This window comes from Pseudomonas sp. R4-34-07, from assembly GCF_003852375.1.
Lineage (GTDB): Bacteria > Pseudomonadota > Gammaproteobacteria > Pseudomonadales > Pseudomonadaceae > Aquipseudomonas.
In genome coordinates this window covers 680,974-700,233 of record NZ_CP027760.1, presented here as the reverse complement: position 1 = coordinate 700,233, position 19,260 = coordinate 680,974, and the positions used below count along the sequence as shown (strand labels likewise).

Sequence of the window (19,260 nt, the reverse complement as noted above, 5' to 3'; positions counted from 1 at the left end):
GTTCAAGGAATTGATATGTCGCCCTGGCTGACGGTAGTAGGCATCGGTGAAGACGGCTTCAAGGGCCTGGGCAGAAACGCCCGGCACGCCTTGCTGCGCGCCACACGGATTATAGGGGCGCAGCGCCAGTTGGACCTGTTGCCGGTGTGCATTCGCGGTGAGCGCGAGTTGTGGCCGAGCCCGTTCTCCCTGGAACCGGTACTGGCGCGGCGCGGTGAACCGGTGTGCGTATTGGCCAGCGGCGATCCGATGTTCTATGGCGTGGGCGCCAGCCTGGCGCGACAGATTGCGGCGCAAGAGTTGCTGATTGTGCCCGCGCCGTCGTCGGTATCCCTTGCAGCCGCGCGTTTGGGCTGGCCGTTACAGGACGTGGTGACGTTATCCGTGGTGGCGCGGCCCGTCGCGGCAATCAACGCGCATCTGGCCAGCGGTGTGCGCTTGTTGGTGCTGAGTAATGACGGTGGCAGCCCTGCGTTGATCGCGGCTGTGTTGACCGAGGCCGGGTTCGGGCCGAGCCGATTGAGCGTGTTTGAACACTTGGGCGGGGCGAATGAGCAACGTGTCGACGGCCTGGCCGAGGATTGGCAGCACCACTCGGCCGCCGATCTGAACCTGGTCGCCATCGAGTGCCTGGCCTCGCCCGACACGCCACGCCTGTCGCGCCTGGCAGGCCTGCCGGATAGCGCCTTTAAGCACGACGGCCAACTGACCAAGCGCGATGTGCGCGCCATGACCCTCGCGCGCCTGGCCCCCATGCCTGGCGAGCTGCTGTGGGACGTGGGCGCAGGCAGCGGTTCCATCGGTATCGAATGGATGCGCACTCATCCCAGTTGCCGCGCACTGGCGATTGAAGCCGACGCAGGCCGCCAAGACTTGATCGAACACAATCGCGACGCCCTCGGCGTGCCCGGCCTGCACCTGGTACGCGGCACCGCCCCGGACGCCTTGCATGGCCTGCCGACACCCGACGCCATCTTCATCGGCGGCGGCGTCACCCGCGACGGTGTACTCGACAGCTGCTGGCAACAGCTGCGCCCCGGCGGTCGACTCGTCGCCAACGCCGTAACCCTGCAAAGTGAAATGACCCTGATGAACTGGCGCGCCGAGCACGGCGGTGAACTGACGCGCATCCATGTGGCCCAGGCCCAGCCGCTGGGAGAGTTCGATACCTGGCGCCAGGCATTGCCGATCACCTTGCTGGAAGTGGTCAAGCCGCTATGAAACGGATTCTGCTGCTGGGCGGCGTGACCGAAGCGCTGGCCATCGCGCGGACGTTAGGGCCGCAGCATATCTACAGCCTGGCGGGCGTGGGACGTGTGCCGACCGATCTCACCTGCCAGGTACGGGTCGGCGGTTACGGTGGCGCTGAGGGCCTGGCGCAGTTTGTTCGGGATGCGGGGATCAGCCTGATCCTCGACGCGACCCATCCATATGCGGCGCAGATCAGCCAGAACGCGGCGCGGGCGGCGCAGTTGTGCGGTGTGCCCTGCTGGGCGTTGCGCCGACCGGCATGGCAGCCGCAGGCCGGTGACGATTGGCGTGAGGTCAGTGATTGGGCCGAGCTGATCGAAGCACTCAAACCGTTCAATCGTCCCCTCTTCACCTTGGGTCGCGAACCGTTGCAGCACCTCGACGAAATCCCCGCCAACCAATTCTGGACGCTGCGCGCGCTGGATGTGTATCCCGGCAATGATCGCTGTGAAGTGATTGGCGCGCGTGGGCCGTTCCTCATCGAAGAAGAACGCGCGTTGTTTGAACGATGCGGGATTGATGTGCTGATCAGCAAGAACAGTGGCAGCACAGCCACCGAGCCGAAGCTGGAAGTGGCGCGGGAACGGGGGGTGCCGGTGTTGGTGTTGAAGCGGCCGGTGTTGGCGGCGGTGGATCGAGAGTTCTCCACAGTGACAGCGGCCTTGGAGGCCATCCACGCTCACTGAACAACACCGGTCCAATGTGGGAGGGGGCCGCCCCCGATTGCGGCGTGTCAGTCAATGTCTTATTGGCTGATCCACTGCATCGGGGGCAAGCCCCCCCCCACATTTACGCCGAGTTGTCAGTTGCCTGCCACTATGGCCTGCCCGACACCATCATGAGCTCGTTCGGCTAACAACTGCGCAAGCTCAATCAACTGCGCGACGCCCAGCAATTCCTCTCTTTTCGATCCTTCCAGGTCAAAGGCAATGTCGCAACTCAGCGCATTGGCCGAGGCGAGTGTTTCGCTGAGGTTGACCAGCAGGTCTTCGGTGCTGACTCCATCGGCTACGGTGAACAGCCGGATGGGGGGATTGGGGGTGGGTTTGATCATTGTGAAGCTCCTTAATCTAAGTGGAGCTGCCAACTAATCGCCGCGACGCGATGGGGGTGGCAGCTGTGCGCAGGTTCGCGGACCGGAGATTAAGGAAGCCGGCATACCCGAAGGTATCCCGCGCACAGCCACCATAGCGCCGCACAGTAGACGATAAAAAAGCGTCAACTGAAAGGAGGCAATGCTTAATCAATCCGAGCCGCGACGCCCGACCGCTGCGTTTGCAGCGGTGTACGGAGACTAGAGATTGAGTTTCCTACCGGCAACCTCAAAGAGTTGTCGGAAATTTCTGTTTGATCGTTCCCACGCTCCGCGTGGCAACGCACCCCGTGACGCTCCGCGTCACAACCTCTAGAGCAGACGCAGAGCGTCCTGGGCGGCATTCCCACGCAGAGCGTGGGAACGATCGAAACCTCAAAGAGTTGTCGGACGTTTCTGGTCAGGTCTCACTCTTGATCGTTCCCACGCTCCGCGTGGTAACGCACTCCTTGACGCTCCGCGTCACAACTTGAGAAACGGACGCCGGCCGATATTGGCTCAAGTAGACAAAAAACTCCTGTCGCCTGAAGAAACACTCAGCTCGTTGGCAAATTTCATTTGATAAGTCAGGATCGCTCGCTTGCTTGATCAGTAACCTATTTGTTACCTTCAGGACGGCTAATGATTGAGATTGAAGAATACCGACGCGCTAACGAATCCAGTCCGTTCGATGAGTGGTTTTCATCTTTGAGTGTCCCAGCGGCAGCTCGAGTTTCAACCGCTTTGGTTCGACTTGAAACGGGCAACACCAGCAACATCAAGTGGTTCGATGGGCTAGGCGAATACCGCATCGATTGGGGACCAGGCCTGCGAATCTATCTGATACAAGAAGGCCACCGATTAATCATCCTGTTCGGTGGTGGCGACAAGTCCAGTCAAAAACGCGATATCAAAGTCGTAAATTCGCTGATCAATGAGCATCAGCGTGGCAAGAAATTGAAACAAAAGAGGTAACCAACATGGCGCTTACCCGCAGCTACAAACACACCATCGCCGAACGTGCTCAGCGCGACCCCGAATTTGCCCAAGCGCTCCTTGATGAGGCCGCTACGCTGTTTCTCAATGGTGAGCCGGAAATATCGCGCGTGATTCTACGTGATTTGGTCAACGCCACCGTTGGCTTTGAAGGCCTGGCGAAAGAAACCGCCAAACCGAGTAAAAGCCTGCACCGGATGCTGTCAGCCGGCGGCAATCCTAGTATGGATAACCTCGCGGCGATTTTTGCAGTGATTAGAAAAGCCTTAGGTGTCGATATGCAGGTCCACGGAGTTCCTATTGCATAATTCGCGATACCAAACGTCCAACGTGACTTGATCGTTCCCACGCTCCGCGTGGCAACGCATCCCGTGACGCTCCGCGTCACAATTACTAGAGCAGACGCAGAGCGTCCTGGGCTGCATTCCCACGCAGAGCGTGGGAACAATCGAAAAGCCCTCTCCAGCACTGGCAATCCCGAGTTCGCGACTATCATGAAGGTCATGAAGGCCTTGGGTCTCAAGCTTCACGCCACGGCAATCTGATAGCACTGCGACACCAAACCACACCGCCCCTTTTTACTTATCCCCCCCGATCAGGCTAAATACCCGCCTGATCGATTAACCCTACGGATTATCCGCCATGGCCCGTCAACGCTTTGCAATTGCCTGGATCGCCTGCCTTGCAGTGCTGTTCAATGCGTTTGCCATGCCGCTGGCCGGTGCGATGCAGCAGGCGGATGACCCGGTCAAGCGGTTGATGTGGGGCAGTTTCTGTTCGTCCAACGGCGCCAGTCTGAAGACGCTCGCCCTGGGCACGCTGGAGATTCCGGCGCCGCAGCAGGACGATCATTCCACCATGCAGCATTGCTGGTGTTGCTCAGGTTCGGCATCGTGGGTGGCGTTGCCGGGGCATGTGCCGCAGCTGTATGTCACACGGTTCGAAGCCCTGCGCGGCCTGCCGGCGCCTGCACTGCAAAACCCCACGCCACGCCAGCAATGGCCGAGCCTCAACCCCCGAGCCTCTCCAACGGTCTGATCTTCTTCGCAAGTGAACTGCGTTTAGAACTGTTCTGGAGAACTGCCATGCTCAAATCTTCCCTGCTTCTGGCGGCGTTGCTGCTGCCGGTGTTCAGTGCCGCCAATGCCGAGGACTACAAGGTCGGCGACCTGTTGGTCAGCGATCCCTGGTCCCAGGAATTGCCGCCGAATGCGCCCACCGTCGCAGCGTACTTCGTGATTCATAACACCGGCGCTTCCCCGGACCGCCTGCTCAGCGTCGAAACCAGCGTCGCCGAAAAAGCCGAGTTGCACGAACATGTGATGCAAGGCGACCTGATGAAGATGCGCCAAGTGCCCAGCGTCGCCGTGCCGGCCAAGGGCGAGCTGACCTTCGCGCCGATGGCTTACCACGTCATGCTGCTGGGCCTCAAAGACCGCAGCCTGTTGGCCGACGGCAAGCAGTTCCCGCTGACCCTGACCTTTGAAAAGGCCGGCAAGGTCGACGTGAACGTATCGGTTCAGAAAACGCCGCCTATGGCCGCCCACGCGCACCAGCACGCCCAATAGGCTGACGTCGATGGGCGCCTCTCGCGCCAGGTTGTCTCCACGCCCGCGCTTGATGCGTGGCAGTTGGATCAGCCTGTTCGCCATGTTGATGATCTTTATCGGCCCGCTGATTTCCCAAGCGATGCCGATGGATCATCACGCCGGTATGTCGATGGACATGCCGAGCTGCCATGGCGAGCCCAAGCCCACCAAGGCCCCCGACGAGCACCACGTACTCTGGGAAAAGTGCGGCTATTGCAGCCTGCTCTTCAGTTGCCCGGCCCTGCCCGGCGGCGTGTCCTTCATTGCCCTCGACGCCCCGCCGCCCGCCAACGCCCTTCCCCCCGCCCCGCGCCTGGGCCATGCCCGGCAAAGCATCTTCCCCGGCGCCCGCAGTCGTGCGCCGCCCATCGCCTCGTAAGCCCCACATCGCGCTACTTCACACCGGCCGACTTTAAACAGACAGCCGCAGGCTGCTGGCCGTGTCGTTTACGATTGATTGATGGAATTTTTCATGTCCAGGTTTTCTGCCGACACCCGTTTGGGGGTTGCCCCTGTTTTTGTCGTACTGTGCGGCGCACTGCTCGCTTCGCAGGCCCACGCGGAGGAACACGAGTTGAGCCCCACGGTGATCACCGCGATCGCCCCCAGCTCGCCACTCACCGTTGTCACCAACCCGAAAGACCCACGCCAGCCGGTGCCCGCCAGTGATGGAGGCGACTACCTAAAGACCATCCCCGGCTTCGCCCTGGTACGCAACGGCGGCACCAATGGCGACCCGGTGCTGCGCGGCATGTTCGGCTCGCGCCTGAATATCCTCACCAACGGCGGCATGATGCTCGGCGCCTGCCCCGGCCGGATGGATGCGCCCACCTCGTACATCTCGCCGGAAACCTACGACAAGCTCACCGTGATCAAGGGTCCGCAAACCGTACTGTGGGGCCCCGGTGCGTCAGCCGGCACCGTGCTGTTCGAGCGTGAACCGGAACACTTCGGCGAGCTGGGCACGCGGCTCAACGCCAGCGTATTGGCCGGTTCCAACGGCCGTTTCGACAAGGTCATCGATGCCGCTGCCGGCGGGCCGCTGGGCTATGTGCGGGTGATCGGCAACCAGGCCCACGCCGACGATTACAAGGACGGCAACAACGACACGGTCGCGTCGCGCTATGACAAATGGAACGGCGACGTCGCTGTCGGCTTCACCCCCGACGCGGATACGCTGCTCGAGCTCACCGCCGGCCGTGGCGATGGCGAGGCACGTTACGCCGGGCGCGGTATGGACGGGTCGCAGTTCCTGCGCGAAAGCCTGGGGCTGCGCTTCGAGAAGTCCAACCTCGGCGAGGTGCTGGATAAGCTTGAGGCCCAGGTCTACTACAACTACGCCGACCACGTGATGGACAACTACAGTCTGCGCGTACCGTCCGGCACCGGCATGATGGCCGGGCCCATGGCCTCCAACGTCGACCGCCGCGCCCTCGGCGCAAGGGTCAAGGCCACGTGGCGCTGGGCCGATGTGCAGTTGATCGGCGGCCTGGACGCGCAGACCAACGAACACCGCGCGCGCAGCAGCATGGGCGTCGACACCTACAAGGACCTGCCGCGCGACAAGGACGCCAACTTCCACAACTACGGCGTATTTGGCGAGCTGACCTGGTACGCCGCCGACCGCGACCGCCTGATCACCGGCGCACGCCTGGACCGCGCCTCGGCCAAGGATTTTCGCCAACGCACGGGCTCGGGAATGATGTCGCGCCCTAACCCGACCGCCGGCGACACCCGCGCCGATACCTTGCCGTCAGGCTTTGTGCGCTACGAGCACGACCTGGCGGACACCCCCACCACGCTGTATGCCGGCGTGGGTCACGCCGAACGCTTCCCGGATTACTGGGAGCTGTTTTCCCCCAACACCGGCGCGCTCGGCTCGGCCAATGCCTTCGACGGCGTAAAGCCCGAGAAGACCACCCAGCTGGATGTCGGCGCGCAATACAAAACCGCCGACCTGCAAGCCTGGGCCTCGGCTTACGTCGGCCAGGTGCGCGACTTCATCCTGTTCGACTACCGGCCCGGCATGATGGGCACCACCTCCCAGGCGCGCAATGTCGACGCGCGCATCATGGGCGGTGAACTGGGTGCGGCCTACACACTGACGCAACACTGGAAAGCCGACGCCAGCCTCGCCTACGCCTGGGGCAAGAACAGCAGCGACGGCAAGGCACTGCCACAGATGCCGCCGCTGGATGCGCGCCTGGGCCTGACCTACAGCGAGGCCGACTGGAGCGCCGGGGCCTTGTGGCGCGTGGTCGCGGCGCAAAACCGTATCGACCCGAACAAGGGCAATGTGGTCGGCAAGGACTTCGACAAGAGCGGCGGTTTTGGTGTGTTCTCACTGAACGCGGCGTACCGCATCAATAAAAACTTCAAGGTCAGTACCGGTGTCGACAACCTGTTCGGCAAGGCTTATGCCGAGCATTTGAACCTGGCCGGCAATGCCGGGTTCGGTTACCCGGCAAGCGACCCGCAGGCTATCAAGGAGCCGGGGCGCACCCTCTGGACCAAGGTGGATATGAGCTTCTAAAAGCATCGGGGGCAAGTCGAATCGTCGCACCGCCCCTCCCACATTGGATCGGGTTCACAGATTGAGCCTTGTGAACACAGTCAAGTGTGGGAGGGGGCTTGCCCCCGATAGCGGCCTGACCAACGACAAAAATTCAAGCTTTTGCGGAGCATCCCTGATGACCACTCAAAAAATCTCCTTCTACAACCTGGCCTGGCGCTGGCACTTCTACGCCGGGCTCTTCGTCGCCCCCTTCATGGTGCTGCTGGCCCTGACCGGCATCATCTACCTGTTCAAACCCCAGCTCGATCCCCTGATGTACGGCGACCTGCTCAAAGTACCCGCCGCCGCGCAGGCACTGAGCGCCGACGAGCAATTGCAACGGGCCAAGGCCGCTTACCCTCAGGCCGCGATCAGCAAATACCTGCCGCCCGCCGACGCCACCAGCAGCGCGCAGTTCGTGATGCAACACCAAGGCCGCGAAATCACTGTATTCGTTGACCCGTATCGCGGCACCGTCCTCGGTGAGCAGGACGCCAAGAACAACCTGCAAGCCATCGCCCGCGCCCTGCATGGCGAGCTGATGATCGGCACCACGGGTGACCGCCTGATTGAGCTCGCTGCCGGTTGGGGCGTGATGCTGGTGGTGTCCGGCCTGTACCTGTGGTGGCCGCGCGGTCAGTCATCGGCGGGTGTGTTATGGCCACGCCTGGGCAGCCGAGGGCGGTTGTTCTGGCGCGACCTGCACGCCGTCGCCGGCTTCTGGGGCGCGGCATTCCTGCTGGTGATGCTGCTCAGCGGCATGACCTGGACGGGGTTCTGGGGCAAGCAATACGCCGACCTGTGGAACACCTTCCCGGCGGCGATGTGGAACAACGTGCCGCAATCGGACCAGCAGGCGCGCAGCCTCAATACCGCCAGCCAGCAGACCGTGCCCTGGGCGATGGAAAACACACCGATGCCGATGTCCGGCGATCATGCCGAACACATGAACCACGGCGCCATGCATGCAGGCCCCGCCGCGCCCACAGTCAGCCTGCAACAGGTGGTCGACCTGGCCACGGCGCGCCAGGTCGAGCCCGGCTACAGCATCACCTTCCCCACCACGGCCACGGGCGTGTTCACTGTCGCGGTGTTCGCCGACGACCCACGCAACGACGCCACGCTGCATGTGGACCAGTACACCGGCAAGGTACTCGCCGACGTGCGCTGGGCAGATTACAACGGCGTCGCACGCGCCACCGAAACCGGCGTGATGCTGCACGAAGGCAAGATGTTCGGCTGGGTCAACCAGCTGATCGTGCTGGTGATCTGCCTGATGATCCTGCTCAGCGCGGTGAGTGGCGTGGTGATCTGGTGGAAGCGTCGGCCACAGGGCGGGTTGGGTGTGCCGCCGTTGCGTCATGACCTGCCTAGGTGGAAAACCGCCATGGCGATCATGCTCGGCCTGGCAATCATTTTCCCGTTGGTGGGCGCTTCGTTGATCGTTGTGTGGGTGCTGGACCGCCTACTCCTGTCACGGGTCAGCGTCACCGCTTAGTAGCGGATTGCGCAACGCCCCGTTTTGAAGCTTGCCGTGCACTCGCAACGGAATGTGGCGCCATGCTGGTGCGCCACTGTGCCGAGGCGCCTCCCGAACCCGCCTGTAATCCCGTGCCTCGCGTAGCAGGCACAGCCCTTGCAAAGTCGTGTGTATCTGCCCAACAAAAACTATCGGTTTTACGGAGATCGCACCATGAAGCGTCGCAGCTTGATCAAGGCTTTCACTTTGTCGGCATCCATTGCCGCCATGGGCATGACCTGGACACTCCAGGCCGCCGAGACCATCAAGGTCGGCATCCTGCACTCGTTGTCCGGGACCATGGCGATCTCCGAAACCTCGCTCAAGGACATGGCGCTGATGACCATCGACGAGATCAACGCCAAGGGCGGTGTGAACGGCAAGATGCTTGAGCCGGTGGTGGTCGACCCCGCGTCCAACTGGCCGCTGTTCGCTGAAAAAGGCCGCCAGTTACTGACCCAGGACAAGGTCGCCGTGGTGTTCGGTTGCTGGACCTCGGTGTCGCGTAAATCGGTCTTGCCGGTGTTCGAAGAGCTCAATGGCCTGCTGTTCTACCCGGTGCAATACGAAGGCGAAGAAATGTCGCCGAATGTGTTCTACACCGGCGCGGCGCCGAACCAGCAGGCGATCCCGGCGGTGGAGTACCTGATGAGCGAAGAAGGCGGCGGCGCCAAGCGCTTCTTCCTGCTGGGCACCGACTATGTGTACCCGCGCACCACCAACAAGATCCTGCGCTCGTTCCTGCATTCCAAAGGCGTCGCGGACAAAGACATCGAAGAGGTCTACACCCCGTTCGGCCACAGCGACTACCAGACCATCGTCGCCAACATCAAGAAGTTCTCCGCCGGCGGCAAGACCGCAGTGATTTCCACCGTGAACGGCGACTCCAACGTGCCTTTCTACAAGGAACTGGCCAACCAGGGCCTGAAGGCGACCGAGGTACCGGTAGTGGCGTTCTCCGTGGGTGAAGAGGAGCTGCGCGGCATCGACACCAAGCCACTGGTGGGCAACCTCGCGGCCTGGAACTACTTCCAGTCGGTGGAGAACCCGGTGAACCAGAAGTTCGTGGCCGACTGGAAAGCCTACGCCAAGAAACACAACCTGCCAGGCGCAGACAAGGCCGTGACCAATGACCCGATGGAAGCCACCTACGTGGGCATCCACATGTGGGCACAGGCGGCGCAGAAGGCCAAGTCCACCGACGTCGACAAAGTGCGTGAAGCCCTGGCCGGCCAGACCTTCGCCGCACCGTCCGGCTTCGCCCTGACCATGGACAAGACCAACCACCACCTGCACAAGCCGGTGATGATCGGCGAAATCCAGGCTGACGGGCAGTTCTCGGTGGTGTGGCAGACCAACGAGCCGATCCGTGCACAACCGTGGAGCCCTTACATTCCGGGCAATGACAAAAAGCCCGATTACGCCGTGAAGAGTAACTAAAGCCCCACCACAGGCCAAATGTGGGAGGGGGCTTGCTCCCGATTGCGGTGGCTCAGTAGCAACTGTGCTGGCTGACACACCGCTATCGGGGGCAAGCCCCCTCCCACACTGTCCGCGCATGATCAGGACATTTTGTTATGCCTACTGCCCTGCACCGCTATTTATTCGCACTGCTGTTGTGGCTGCCTTTGGCCGCACACGCCAGCGACGCCGAAGACTTCATCAACGCCAACCCGGCGCAGCAAGCCAAGCTCCTCCAGGACTGGGCCGCCCAGCCAGACCCGGCGCGCATCGAACTGGTGGACGCCCTGCAACAAGGCCAACTCACCGTCAACGGTGAAACCAAGACCGTACGCCTGAACAACCGCCTGCGCGGCCTGATCGATAATGTACAGGCCAGCCAGCGACTGCTCGCGGCCGACCCCAAGGTACGCCTTGATGCGGCGCGCACCCTGCAAAAAAGCGCGGTGCCGGCCCAGCTTAAATTCCTTGACCAACGGCTCGCCACCGAGCCCGATGAGCAAGTGCACAGCGCCCTCAGCCTGGCCCTGGCCAACCTGCAATTGGTCGACAGCGACCCGGTGGTGCGCCTGGCCGCCGTGCGCTTGCTCGGCAGCACGGGCGATCCGCTGGCCCGCACGCGCCTGGAGACGTTGCTCGCGCCCGGCGTCGAAACCGATGCCACCGTGCATACCGCCGCCGAGACCAGCCTGGCCCAGGTCAAACGCAAATTGATGGTCGGGGAGATCCTCGGCCAAGCCTTCAGCGGCATGTCGCTGGGCTCGATTCTGCTGCTCGCGGCCCTGGGCCTGGCGATCACCTTCGGCCTGCTGGGGGTGATCAATATGGCCCACGGCGAAATGCTGATGCTCGGTGCCTATTCCACCTACGTCGTGCAGTTGCTGATGCAGCGCTACGTGCCCCAGGCCATCGAGTTCTACCCGCTGATCGCGCTGCCGGTGGCGTTTTTTGTCACTGCCGCCATCGGCATGGCGCTGGAGCGTACGGTGATTCGTCACCTGTATGGCCGCCCGCTGGAAACCCTGCTCGCCACCTGGGGCATCAGCCTGATGCTGATCCAACTGGTGCGGTTGGTGTTCGGCGCACAGAACGTCGAAGTGTCCAACCCCGCCTGGCTGTCCGGGGGCATTCAGGTGCTGCCCAACCTGGTGCTGCCGTACAACCGCCTGGTGATCATTGCCTTTGCGCTGTTCGTGGTGGTGCTGACCTGGCTGTTGCTGAACAAGACGCGCCTGGGCCTGAACGTGCGCGCCGTCACCCAGAACCGCAACATGGCCGCCTGCTGCGGTGTGCCGACCGGGCGGGTAGACATGCTCGCCTTTGGCTTGGGGTCCGGCATCGCGGGGCTGGGCGGCGTCGCCCTGAGCCAGATCGGCAATGTCGGCCCGGATCTGGGCCAGAGCTACATCATCGACTCGTTCCTGGTGGTGGTGCTTGGCGGTGTCGGCCAGCTTGCCGGCAGCGTCACGGCGGCCTTCGGCCTGGGCATCGCCAACAAGATTCTTGAACCGCAGATCGGCGCCGTGCTCGGCAAGATCCTGATCCTCGCGCTGATCATTCTGTTTATCCAGAAACGCCCGCAAGGACTCTTTGCACTGAAAGGACGGGTGATCGACTGATGAACCAGCCATTGATGCTTACGGCCGCACAGAAAGCCGGCCCCAAGGTGACGATCACCGTCGGCGCGATCCTGCTCGCGGTGCTGCTGGCCCTGCCGTTGCTGTCGCTGTTGCCGGCGGAAAACGCCTTTCATATCTCCGCCTACACCTTGACGCTGGTGGGCAAGATCCTCTGCTATGCCATCGTCGCCCTGGCGCTCGACCTGGTGTGGGGCTACGCCGGGATGTTGTCCCTGGGCCACGGGCTGTTCTTCGCCCTGGGCGGCTATGCGATGGGCATGTACCTGATGCGCCAGGCGTCCGGCGATGCGTTGCCGGCGTTCATGACCTTTTTGTCGTGGACCGAATTGCCTTGGTACTGGGCGGGCACCCAACACTTCTGGTGGGCGCTGTGCCTGGTGGTGCTGGCGCCGGGGTTGCTGGCCCTGGTGTTCGGCTTCTTCGCCTTCCGCTCGCGGATCAAGGGCGTGTATTTCTCGATCATGACCCAGGCCCTGACCTTTGCCGGGATGCTGCTGTTCTTTCGCAACGAGACCGGGTTCGGCGGCAACAACGGCTTTACCAATTTCCGCAGCATCTTGGGCTTCGGCATCACCGAGCCGGGCACGCGGGCAGTGTTGTTCGTGGCCACGGTGCTGCTGCTGGTGACGAGCCTGTACCTCGGTTGGCGCCTGGCCCAGAGCAAGTTCGGCCGGGTGCTCACCGCCTTGCGTGATGCGGAAAACCGTCTGATGTTCTGCGGCTATGACCCGCGCGGCTTCAAGCTGTTCGTGTGGGTATTGAGCGCAGTGTTGTGCGGCTTGGCGGGGGCGTTGTATGTGCCGCAAGTGGGCATCATCAACCCCAGCGAAATGTCGCCGACCAACTCCATCGAAGCCGCCGTGTGGGTGGCCCTGGGCGGGCGCGGTACCTTGATCGGCCCGTTGCTCGGCGCCGGCGTGGTCAATGGCATGAAGAGCTGGTTCACCGTGGCCTTTCCGGAATACTGGCTGTTCTTCCTCGGGGCGTTGTTCATTCTCGTCACCCTGTACCTGCCCAAGGGCGTTATCGGCCTGCTGAAGAAATGAGGAACGTCATGCTTGAACCTATTTTCGACGCGGGCAGCGGCCGCGAGGCCATCGGTATCGGCCAGGCTGCGGGCAAGGGCCTGAACACCCGCCACGGCACCATCCTGACCCTGGAAGACATCAGCGTCAGCTTCGATGGCTTCAAGGCCTTGAACGACCTCAACCTCTACATCGGCGTCGGCGAGCTGCGCTGCATCATCGGCCCCAACGGCGCAGGCAAGACCACGCTGATGGACGTGATCACCGGTAAGACCCGGCCCAGCCACGGCAAGGCCTGGTTCGGTGAGACCCTGGACCTGACCGGCATGAGCGAAGTGCAGATCGCCCAGGCGGGTATCGGCCGCAAGTTCCAGAAACCCACGGTATTCGAAGCCCTCACGGTGTTCGAAAACCTCGAGCTGGCGCAGAAGACCGACAAGTCCGTCTGGGCCAGCCTGCGCGCACGCTTGAGCGGCGAGCAGAAAGACCGCATCGATGAAGTGCTCGACACCATCCGCCTCACGGCCTCGGCGCAGCGCCCGGCCGGGTTGCTGTCCCACGGGCAGAAGCAGTTCCTGGAGATCGGCATGCTGCTGATGCAGGACCCGCAACTGTTGCTGCTGGACGAACCGGTGGCGGGCATGACCGATGCCGAAACCGAATTCACCGCCGAACTGTTCAAGGGCCTGGCGGGCAAGCATTCGTTGATGGTGGTGGAGCATGACATGGGCTTTGTCGGCTCGATCGCCGACCACGTCACCGTGCTGCATCAGGGCAGCGTGCTGGCCGAGGGGTCGCTGGAACAGGTGCAGGAAAATGAGCGGGTGATCGAGGTCTACCTCGGTCGCTGATCGTTCCCACGCTCCGCGTGGGAATGCCGCCCTGGACGCTCCGCGTCCTTTCAACAGGAGGTTTGAGAATGCTGCAAGTCGACAAGCTGCACCAGTACTACGGCGGTAGCCATATCCTGCGCGGTCTGTCGTTTGACGTGCAGATCGGCGAAGTCACCTGCCTGCTCGGCCGTAATGGCGTGGGCAAGACCACCCTGCTCAAATGCCTGATGGGCCTGCTGCCGGCCAAGGAAGGCGCGGTGAAGTGGGAGGGCAAGCCGATCACCGGGTTCAAGCCGCATCAGCGCGTACACGCTGGCATTGCCTACGTGCCACAGGGCCGGGAAATTTTCGGCCGGCTGACGGTGGAAGAAAACCTGCTGATGGGCCTTTCGCGCTTCCCCGGTGCCCAAGCCAAGGAAGTGCCGGCCTTTATCTACGAGCTGTTCCCGGTGCTGCTGCAGATGAAGCACCGGCGCGGAGGGGATTTGTCCGGCGGCCAGCAGCAACAGTTGGCCATCGGCCGCGCCTTGGCGAGTCGCCCGCGGTTGTTGATTCTCGATGAGCCCACCGAAGGCATACAGCCCTCGGTGATCAAGGAAATCGGCGCGGTGATCAAGAAACTCGCGGCACGCGGTGACATGGCGATTCTCTTGGTGGAGCAGTTCTACGACTTCGCCGCTGAACTGGCCGACCAGTACCTGGTGATGTCCCGTGGCGAAATCGTGCAGCAGGGCCGGGGGGAAAATATGCAAAGCGAAGGTGTACGCGGGCTGGTAACCATCTAATCTGTAGCGTCCTAACGATAAGCACAAAACCATGAACCTGCCCGTTACCCCTGCCCTGTTCACCCCCAGCTGGCGCGCCGAGCTGGAACTGGGCTATGCGCGTTTCGGCGACACCACACGCCCGGTGCTGCGCCGCCACCTCGGCCCGCTGCGCGTGCAAAAACACCTGTACGCCGAAGGCCCCGAGGTGTGCCAGCACATCATCGTGCACCCGCCCGGCGGCATTGCCGGCGGTGATCGCCTCGACATCAGCGCGCAGGTTGCCCAAGGCGCCTGGGCACAGTTGACCAGCCCCGGCGCGGCCAAGTGGTACCGCGCCAGCGGCCCGGCGTTTCAGCAGTTGAATTTGAGCGTGGAGGCCGGCGCGACCCTGGAATGGCTGCCCCAGGAAACCATCGTATTCAGCGCCGCCCAGGCCGAACTGAGCACGCGCATCGACCTGCACGGCGATGCGCGGTTGTTCTACTGGGACGTGGTCGCCCTCGGGCGCCCGGCCAGTGGCGAGCGGTTCGACCTCGGCCACTTTCAATCGCACCTTGATATCCGCCGCGACGGCCAGTTGCTCTGGCATGAGCGCCAGCGCATTGTGGGCGGCGACGGGCTGCTGGACTCGCCTATCGGGCTGGATGGGCAACCGGTGTTTGCCACGTTGCTGGTGACCGGTGAAATCGATGCTCAATTGCTCGAACACTGCCGCTCACTGCCCCACGCGGTGCGCGGCGATTTGACCCAACTGCCCGGTTTGCTGGTTGCGCGCTGCCTGGCCAGCGAAGCGCTGCTGGCGCGGGGATGGTTGATTGAATTATGGAAACTGTTGCGCCCGGCGCTGCTTGGCCGCGAAGCAGTCGCACCAAGAATCTGGAGCACATGAAGATCAAAATTTGGGAGGTGGCAAGCCCCCTCCCACACTTGATCTGCATTGTATTTAAGAATGTATTTAAAGGACCTTGAACCATGGATTTGACCCCACGGGAAAAAGACAAACTGTTGATCTTCACCGCCGGCCTGGTAGCCGAACGCCGCCTGGCGCGTGGGGTGAAGCTCAACTACCCGGAAACCATCGCCTATATTTCCGCCGCGCTGATGGAAGGCGCCCGCGATGGCCGCACTGTGGCCGATCTGATGCACTACGGCACGACCCTGCTCAGCCGTGAGCAAGTGATGGAAGGCATTCCGGAAATGATCCCGGACATCCAGGTCGAAGCCACCTTCCCGGACGGCACCAAGCTGGTCACCGTTCATCAACCCATTGCGTGAGGCGCGGCAATGATTCGTGATGCTACCGAGCAAGACCTGCCGGCAATCCGCGATATCTACAACGACGCGGTGTTGAACACCACGGCGATCTGGAACGAACAGCCGGTCGACCTGGCTAACCGCCAGGCGTGGTTCAGCGCCCGCCAGGCCCAGGGCTATCCGATCCTGGTGGCGGTGGAAAACGCAGAAGTTACCGGCTACGCCTCGTTCGGCGACTGGCGGCCCTTCGAAGGCTTTCGCTACAGCGTCGAGCACTCGGTGTACGTGCGCAACGACCAGCGCGGCAAGGGCCTCGGCCCGCGGTTGCTGCAGGCCCTGATCGAACGCGCGCGCAGCGGCGGCAAACAGGTGATGGTCGCGGCCATCGAAAGCGGCAATCTGGCCTCGATCCGCCTGCATGAACGCCTGGGCTTCATCACCACCGGGCAGATGCCGCAAGTGGGTATCAAGTTCGGCCGCTGGCTCGACCTGACCTTTATGCAACTGGCCTTGAACCCGGGCGCCGAACCGCCCAAGGAGTGAGATCGATGAGCGCTGCGCAACTGCGTCGAGTCAATGCTGAAAGCTTTGCCCATTACCGCCTCGGCTTGATCGAGCTGTTGCTGGACGCGGTCCGACATGGCGCCTCGGTGGGCTTTATGGCCGACTTCGATGAGACCCAGGCCCGCGCGTACCTGACCGGTGTGCAAGCCGGCATCGAAGACGCCAGCCTGTTGCTGTGGGTGGTGGTGCGCGATGAACAGGTGGTCGCCAGTGTGCAGTTGGCGCTGTGCCAGAAAGCCAATGGCCTGAACCGTGCCGAGGTGCAGAAGCTGCTGGTGCACAGCCGTGCGCGGCGCCACGGCCTGGGGCAGCAATTGATGAACGCCCTGGAACTCGCCGCGCGCCAACACAAGCGCGGCCTGCTGTACCTCGACACCGAAGCCGGCTCCGACGCCGAGGCCTTCTACCAGTCGCTGCGCTACACCAAGGTCGGCGAATTGCCCGACTACTGCCAAAGCCCGGACGGGCGCTACAGCCCGACCGCCATTTACTTCAAGACCCTGGGGCAACCTGCATGATTCCTGGCGAATTCCAGATCCAGCCTGGCGAGATCGAACTGAACGTGGGCCGGCGCACCGTCAGCCTGAGCGTGGCCAACAGTGGCGACCGACCGATTCAGGTGGGCTCGCATTATCATTTTTTCGAGACCAATGATGCGCTGACCTTCGACCGCGCCGCGAGCCGTGGCATGCGCCTGAATATTCCGGCGGGGACGGCGGTGCGGTTTGAGCCGGGGCAAAGTCGGGAGGTCGAGCTGGTGGACTTGAGCGGTGGGCGCCGGGTGTTTGGGTTTGCCGGTCGGATCATGGGCGACCTCGACTGATCGTTCCCACGCTCCGCGTGGAAACGCCGCCATGGACGCTCCGCGTCCGCTCTTAACATCGTGACGCAGAGCGTCACAGGATGCATTCCCACGCAAAGCGTGGGAACGATCGAGGACACACACATGAAGATTTCCAGACAAGCCTACGCCGACATGTACGGCCCCACCGTTGGCGACAAGGTCCGCCTGGCCGACACCGAGTTGTTCGTCGAAGTGGAGCAGGACTTCACTGTGTATGGCGAAGAAGTGAAATTCGGCGGTGGCAAGGTGATCCGTGACGGTCAGGGCCAGAGCCAGTTACTCGCCCATGAAGTGGTCGACACCCTGATCACCAACGCGCTGATCATTGACCACTGGGGCATCGTCAAGGCCGATGTGGGCCTCAAGAACGGCCGCATCCACGCCATCGGCAAAGCCGGCAACCCCGACATCCAGCCCGGCGTGACCATGGCCATCGGCGCCAGCACCGAAGTGATCGCCGGCGAAGGCATGATCCTCACCGCCGGCGGTATCGACTCCCATGTGCATTTCATCTGCCCGCAGCAGATCGAAGAGGCGCTGACCAGTGGCGTCACCACCATGATCGGCGGCGGCACGGGACCTGCCACCGGCACCAACGCGACCACCTGCACATCAGGGCCTTGGCACCTGGCGCGCATGCTGCAGGCCAGTGATTCGTTCCCGATGAACATCGGCTTTACCGGCAAGGGCAACGCAAGCCTGCCCGAGCCGTTGATCGAACAGGTCAAGGCCGGCGCCATTGGCTTGAAGCTGCACGAAGACTGGGGCACCACGCCCGCCAGCATCGATAACTGCCTGAGCGTCGCCGATGCATACGATGTGCAGGTGGCAATCCACAGCGACACCCTCAACGAATCCGGCTTCGTCGAAACCACCCTCGCCGCGCTCAAGGGCCGCACCATTCACACCTACCACACCGAAGGGGCCGGTGGCGGGCATGCGCCGGACATCATCAAGGCCTGCGGCTTCCCGAACGTGCTGCCCAGTTCCACCAACCCGACGCGGCCGTTCACCCGCAACACCATCGACGAACACCTGGACATGCTGATGGTCTGCCACCACCTGGACCCGAGCATCGCCGAAGACGTGGCCTTCGCCGAAAGCCGCATCCGTCGCGAGACCATTGCCGCCGAAGATATCCTGCACGACCTCGGCGCGTTCTCGATGATCAGTTCCGACAGCCAGGCCATGGGCCGCGTCGGCGAAGTGATCACCCGCACCTGGCAGACCGCCGACAAGATGAAAAAACAGCGCGGCGCCCTGCCCGGTGACGGGCCGGGCAATGACAACTTTCGCGCCAAGCGCTATATCGCCAAGTACACCATCAACCCGGCGATCACCCATGGCATCAGCCATATCGTCGGCTCCATCGAAGTTGGCAAATGGGCCGATCTGGTGCTGTGGCGCCCGGCGTTCTTCGGGATCAAGCCCACGCTGATCCTCAAGGGCGGCGCGATTGCCTCCAGCCTGATGGGCGATGCCAACGCTTCGATTCCGACACCGCAGCCGGTGCACTACCGCCCGATGTTCGCCAGCTTCGGCAGCTCACTGCATGCCACCAGCCTGACCTTTATCAGCCAGGCAGCGCAGAAGGCCGGCCTGCCGGAAGCCCTGGGTTTGAAAAAACAGATTGCGGTGGTCAAGGGCTGTCGCGAGGTGCAGAAGAGCGACCTGATCCATAACGATTACCTGCCGGATATCGAAGTGGACCCGCAGACGTATCAGGTCAAGGCCGATGGTGTATTGCTGTGGTGTGAACCGGCTGAAGTACTGCCGATGGCGCAGCGCTATTTCCTGTTCTAACTCCCCCCTGTGGCGAGGGAGCTTGCTCCCGCTGGGTCGCGGAGCGGCCCCAAAATCCTGGGAGCGCTTCGCACTCCAGCGGGAGCAA

General features: G+C 62.6%; 21 protein-coding genes and 1 pseudogene. 21 read left to right on the top strand and 1 reads right to left on the bottom strand.

Annotated elements, in window-relative coordinates:
* Positions 1-15 precede the first annotated feature (15 nt).
* Both cbiE and C4J85_RS02985 read left to right on the top strand, forming a co-directional pair.
* Positions 16-1,221 carry a precorrin-6y C5,15-methyltransferase (decarboxylating) subunit CbiE gene (cbiE, locus tag C4J85_RS02990; RefSeq protein ID WP_124408961.1) on the top strand — a complete coding sequence of 402 codons (1,206 nt, stop codon included), beginning with the start codon at positions 16-18 and terminating at the stop codon, positions 1,219-1,221.
* Positions 1,218-1,937: a cobalt-precorrin-6A reductase gene (locus tag C4J85_RS02985; RefSeq protein ID WP_124365674.1), complete on the top strand. Its 720-nt coding sequence runs from the start codon at positions 1,218-1,220 to the stop codon at positions 1,935-1,937. The genes cbiE and C4J85_RS02985 overlap by 4 nt, the downstream gene beginning before the upstream one ends.
* Positions 1,938-2,053: 116 nt before the next feature.
* Here the strand turns inward: C4J85_RS02985 and C4J85_RS02980 are convergent, their stop codons facing one another.
* A complete protein-coding gene (locus tag C4J85_RS02980; protein WP_124365673.1) occupies positions 2,054-2,305 on the bottom strand; it encodes a DUF6124 family protein in 252 nt (83 codons plus the stop codon).
* A gap of 660 nt (positions 2,306-2,965) precedes the next feature.
* On the opposite strand from C4J85_RS02980, the gene C4J85_RS02965 reads away from it, so the two are divergent.
* From C4J85_RS02965 to ureC, 19 genes and pseudogenes are all read left to right on the top strand, one after another.
* Complete coding sequence (locus C4J85_RS02965) at positions 2,966-3,298, top strand: type II toxin-antitoxin system RelE/ParE family toxin (protein WP_124406178.1); 333 nt, start codon at positions 2,966-2,968, stop codon at positions 3,296-3,298.
* Positions 3,299-3,303: 5 nt separating this feature from the next.
* Positions 3,304-3,627, top strand: a complete 324-nt coding sequence (locus C4J85_RS02960) for a DNA-binding protein (protein ID WP_124365671.1) — start codon at positions 3,304-3,306, stop codon at positions 3,625-3,627.
* A 144-nt stretch (positions 3,628-3,771) separates the two neighbouring features.
* Positions 3,772-3,864: pseudogene (locus tag C4J85_RS27605) on the top strand (DNA-binding protein); the annotation flags it as partial.
* Between the two features lie 97 nt (positions 3,865-3,961).
* A complete protein-coding gene (locus C4J85_RS02950) occupies positions 3,962-4,357 on the top strand; it encodes a DUF2946 domain-containing protein (RefSeq protein WP_124408960.1) in 396 nt (131 codons plus the stop codon).
* A 47-nt stretch (positions 4,358-4,404) separates the two neighbouring features.
* Positions 4,405-4,887 (top strand): copper chaperone PCu(A)C, encoded by a 483-nt coding sequence (locus tag C4J85_RS02945; RefSeq protein ID WP_124408959.1) that lies wholly within the window; start codon positions 4,405-4,407, stop codon positions 4,885-4,887.
* Positions 4,888-4,897: 10 nt separating this feature from the next.
* Positions 4,898-5,287 (top strand): DUF2946 domain-containing protein, encoded by a 390-nt coding sequence (locus C4J85_RS02940; protein ID WP_124406175.1) that lies wholly within the window; start codon positions 4,898-4,900, stop codon positions 5,285-5,287.
* A 93-nt stretch (positions 5,288-5,380) separates the two neighbouring features.
* On the top strand, positions 5,381-7,441 hold the full coding sequence (locus tag C4J85_RS02935; RefSeq protein WP_124408958.1) for a TonB-dependent copper receptor: 2,061 nt from the start codon (positions 5,381-5,383) through the stop codon (positions 7,439-7,441).
* A 157-nt stretch (positions 7,442-7,598) separates the two neighbouring features.
* Positions 7,599-8,960, top strand: coding sequence for a PepSY domain-containing protein (locus C4J85_RS02930; RefSeq protein WP_124408957.1), 1,362 nt, complete (start codon positions 7,599-7,601; stop codon positions 8,958-8,960).
* Between the two features lie 195 nt (positions 8,961-9,155).
* Positions 9,156-10,421, top strand: coding sequence for an urea ABC transporter substrate-binding protein (urtA, locus tag C4J85_RS02925; protein ID WP_124408956.1), 1,266 nt, complete (start codon positions 9,156-9,158; stop codon positions 10,419-10,421).
* A 137-nt stretch (positions 10,422-10,558) separates the two neighbouring features.
* Positions 10,559-12,061 (top strand): urea ABC transporter permease subunit UrtB, encoded by a 1,503-nt coding sequence (gene urtB, locus C4J85_RS02920; RefSeq protein WP_124408955.1) that lies wholly within the window; start codon positions 10,559-10,561, stop codon positions 12,059-12,061.
* Complete coding sequence (urtC, locus tag C4J85_RS02915) at positions 12,061-13,128, top strand: urea ABC transporter permease subunit UrtC (RefSeq protein ID WP_124365664.1); 1,068 nt, start codon at positions 12,061-12,063, stop codon at positions 13,126-13,128. The genes urtB and urtC overlap by 1 nt, the downstream gene beginning before the upstream one ends.
* On the top strand, positions 13,125-13,958 hold the full coding sequence (gene urtD, locus C4J85_RS02910) for an urea ABC transporter ATP-binding protein UrtD (RefSeq protein WP_164484508.1): 834 nt from the start codon (positions 13,125-13,127) through the stop codon (positions 13,956-13,958). Before urtC ends, urtD begins: the two co-directional genes overlap by 4 nt.
* Before the next feature lie 68 nt (positions 13,959-14,026).
* Positions 14,027-14,725 carry an urea ABC transporter ATP-binding subunit UrtE gene (gene urtE, locus C4J85_RS02905; protein WP_124408954.1) on the top strand — a complete coding sequence of 233 codons (699 nt, stop codon included), beginning with the start codon at positions 14,027-14,029 and terminating at the stop codon, positions 14,723-14,725.
* Between the two features lie 31 nt (positions 14,726-14,756).
* Positions 14,757-15,596, top strand: a complete 840-nt coding sequence (locus C4J85_RS02900; RefSeq protein WP_124408953.1) for an urease accessory protein UreD — start codon at positions 14,757-14,759, stop codon at positions 15,594-15,596.
* An 83-nt stretch (positions 15,597-15,679) separates the two neighbouring features.
* Positions 15,680-15,982 carry an urease subunit gamma gene (gene ureA, locus C4J85_RS02895; RefSeq protein ID WP_003171437.1) on the top strand — a complete coding sequence of 101 codons (303 nt, stop codon included), beginning with the start codon at positions 15,680-15,682 and terminating at the stop codon, positions 15,980-15,982.
* Between the two features lie 9 nt (positions 15,983-15,991).
* Positions 15,992-16,504 carry a GNAT family N-acetyltransferase gene (locus tag C4J85_RS02890; RefSeq protein WP_124408952.1) on the top strand — a complete coding sequence of 171 codons (513 nt, stop codon included), beginning with the start codon at positions 15,992-15,994 and terminating at the stop codon, positions 16,502-16,504.
* Between the two features lie 5 nt (positions 16,505-16,509).
* Positions 16,510-17,043, top strand: a complete 534-nt coding sequence (locus C4J85_RS02885; protein ID WP_124369415.1) for a GNAT family N-acetyltransferase — start codon at positions 16,510-16,512, stop codon at positions 17,041-17,043.
* Complete coding sequence (locus tag C4J85_RS02880) at positions 17,040-17,348, top strand: urease subunit beta (protein WP_124408951.1); 309 nt, start codon at positions 17,040-17,042, stop codon at positions 17,346-17,348. The genes C4J85_RS02885 and C4J85_RS02880 overlap by 4 nt, the downstream gene beginning before the upstream one ends.
* 123 nt (positions 17,349-17,471) lie before the next feature.
* On the top strand, positions 17,472-19,172 hold the full coding sequence (ureC, locus tag C4J85_RS02875; RefSeq protein WP_124408950.1) for an urease subunit alpha: 1,701 nt from the start codon (positions 17,472-17,474) through the stop codon (positions 19,170-19,172).
* Positions 19,173-19,260 lie beyond the last annotated feature (88 nt).

Excerpts from the sequence above, each read along its gene's own strand:
- cbiE (WP_124408961.1), top strand. The coding sequence starts at position 16 with ATGTCGCCCTGGCTGACGGTAGTAGGCATCGGTGAAGACGGCTTCAAG.
- C4J85_RS02985 (WP_124365674.1), top strand. The coding sequence starts at position 1,218 with ATGAAACGGATTCTGCTGCTGGGCGGCGTGACCGAAGCGCTGGCCATC.
- C4J85_RS02980 (WP_124365673.1), bottom strand. The coding sequence starts at position 2,305 with ATGATCAAACCCACCCCCAATCCCCCCATCCGGCTGTTCACCGTAGCC.
- C4J85_RS02965 (WP_124406178.1), top strand. The coding sequence starts at position 2,966 with ATGATTGAGATTGAAGAATACCGACGCGCTAACGAATCCAGTCCGTTC.
- C4J85_RS02960 (WP_124365671.1), top strand. The coding sequence starts at position 3,304 with ATGGCGCTTACCCGCAGCTACAAACACACCATCGCCGAACGTGCTCAG.
- C4J85_RS02950 (WP_124408960.1), top strand. The coding sequence starts at position 3,962 with ATGGCCCGTCAACGCTTTGCAATTGCCTGGATCGCCTGCCTTGCAGTG.
- C4J85_RS02945 (WP_124408959.1), top strand. The coding sequence starts at position 4,405 with ATGCTCAAATCTTCCCTGCTTCTGGCGGCGTTGCTGCTGCCGGTGTTC.
- C4J85_RS02940 (WP_124406175.1), top strand. The coding sequence starts at position 4,898 with ATGGGCGCCTCTCGCGCCAGGTTGTCTCCACGCCCGCGCTTGATGCGT.
- C4J85_RS02935 (WP_124408958.1), top strand. The coding sequence starts at position 5,381 with ATGTCCAGGTTTTCTGCCGACACCCGTTTGGGGGTTGCCCCTGTTTTT.
- C4J85_RS02930 (WP_124408957.1), top strand. The coding sequence starts at position 7,599 with ATGACCACTCAAAAAATCTCCTTCTACAACCTGGCCTGGCGCTGGCAC.
- urtA (WP_124408956.1), top strand. The coding sequence starts at position 9,156 with ATGAAGCGTCGCAGCTTGATCAAGGCTTTCACTTTGTCGGCATCCATT.
- urtB (WP_124408955.1), top strand. The coding sequence starts at position 10,559 with ATGCCTACTGCCCTGCACCGCTATTTATTCGCACTGCTGTTGTGGCTG.
- urtC (WP_124365664.1), top strand. The coding sequence starts at position 12,061 with ATGAACCAGCCATTGATGCTTACGGCCGCACAGAAAGCCGGCCCCAAG.
- urtD (WP_164484508.1), top strand. The coding sequence starts at position 13,125 with ATGAGGAACGTCATGCTTGAACCTATTTTCGACGCGGGCAGCGGCCGC.
- urtE (WP_124408954.1), top strand. The coding sequence starts at position 14,027 with ATGCTGCAAGTCGACAAGCTGCACCAGTACTACGGCGGTAGCCATATC.
- C4J85_RS02900 (WP_124408953.1), top strand. The coding sequence starts at position 14,757 with ATGAACCTGCCCGTTACCCCTGCCCTGTTCACCCCCAGCTGGCGCGCC.
- ureA (WP_003171437.1), top strand. The coding sequence starts at position 15,680 with ATGGATTTGACCCCACGGGAAAAAGACAAACTGTTGATCTTCACCGCC.
- C4J85_RS02890 (WP_124408952.1), top strand. The coding sequence starts at position 15,992 with ATGATTCGTGATGCTACCGAGCAAGACCTGCCGGCAATCCGCGATATC.
- C4J85_RS02885 (WP_124369415.1), top strand. The coding sequence starts at position 16,510 with ATGAGCGCTGCGCAACTGCGTCGAGTCAATGCTGAAAGCTTTGCCCAT.
- C4J85_RS02880 (WP_124408951.1), top strand. The coding sequence starts at position 17,040 with ATGATTCCTGGCGAATTCCAGATCCAGCCTGGCGAGATCGAACTGAAC.
- ureC (WP_124408950.1), top strand. The coding sequence starts at position 17,472 with ATGAAGATTTCCAGACAAGCCTACGCCGACATGTACGGCCCCACCGTT.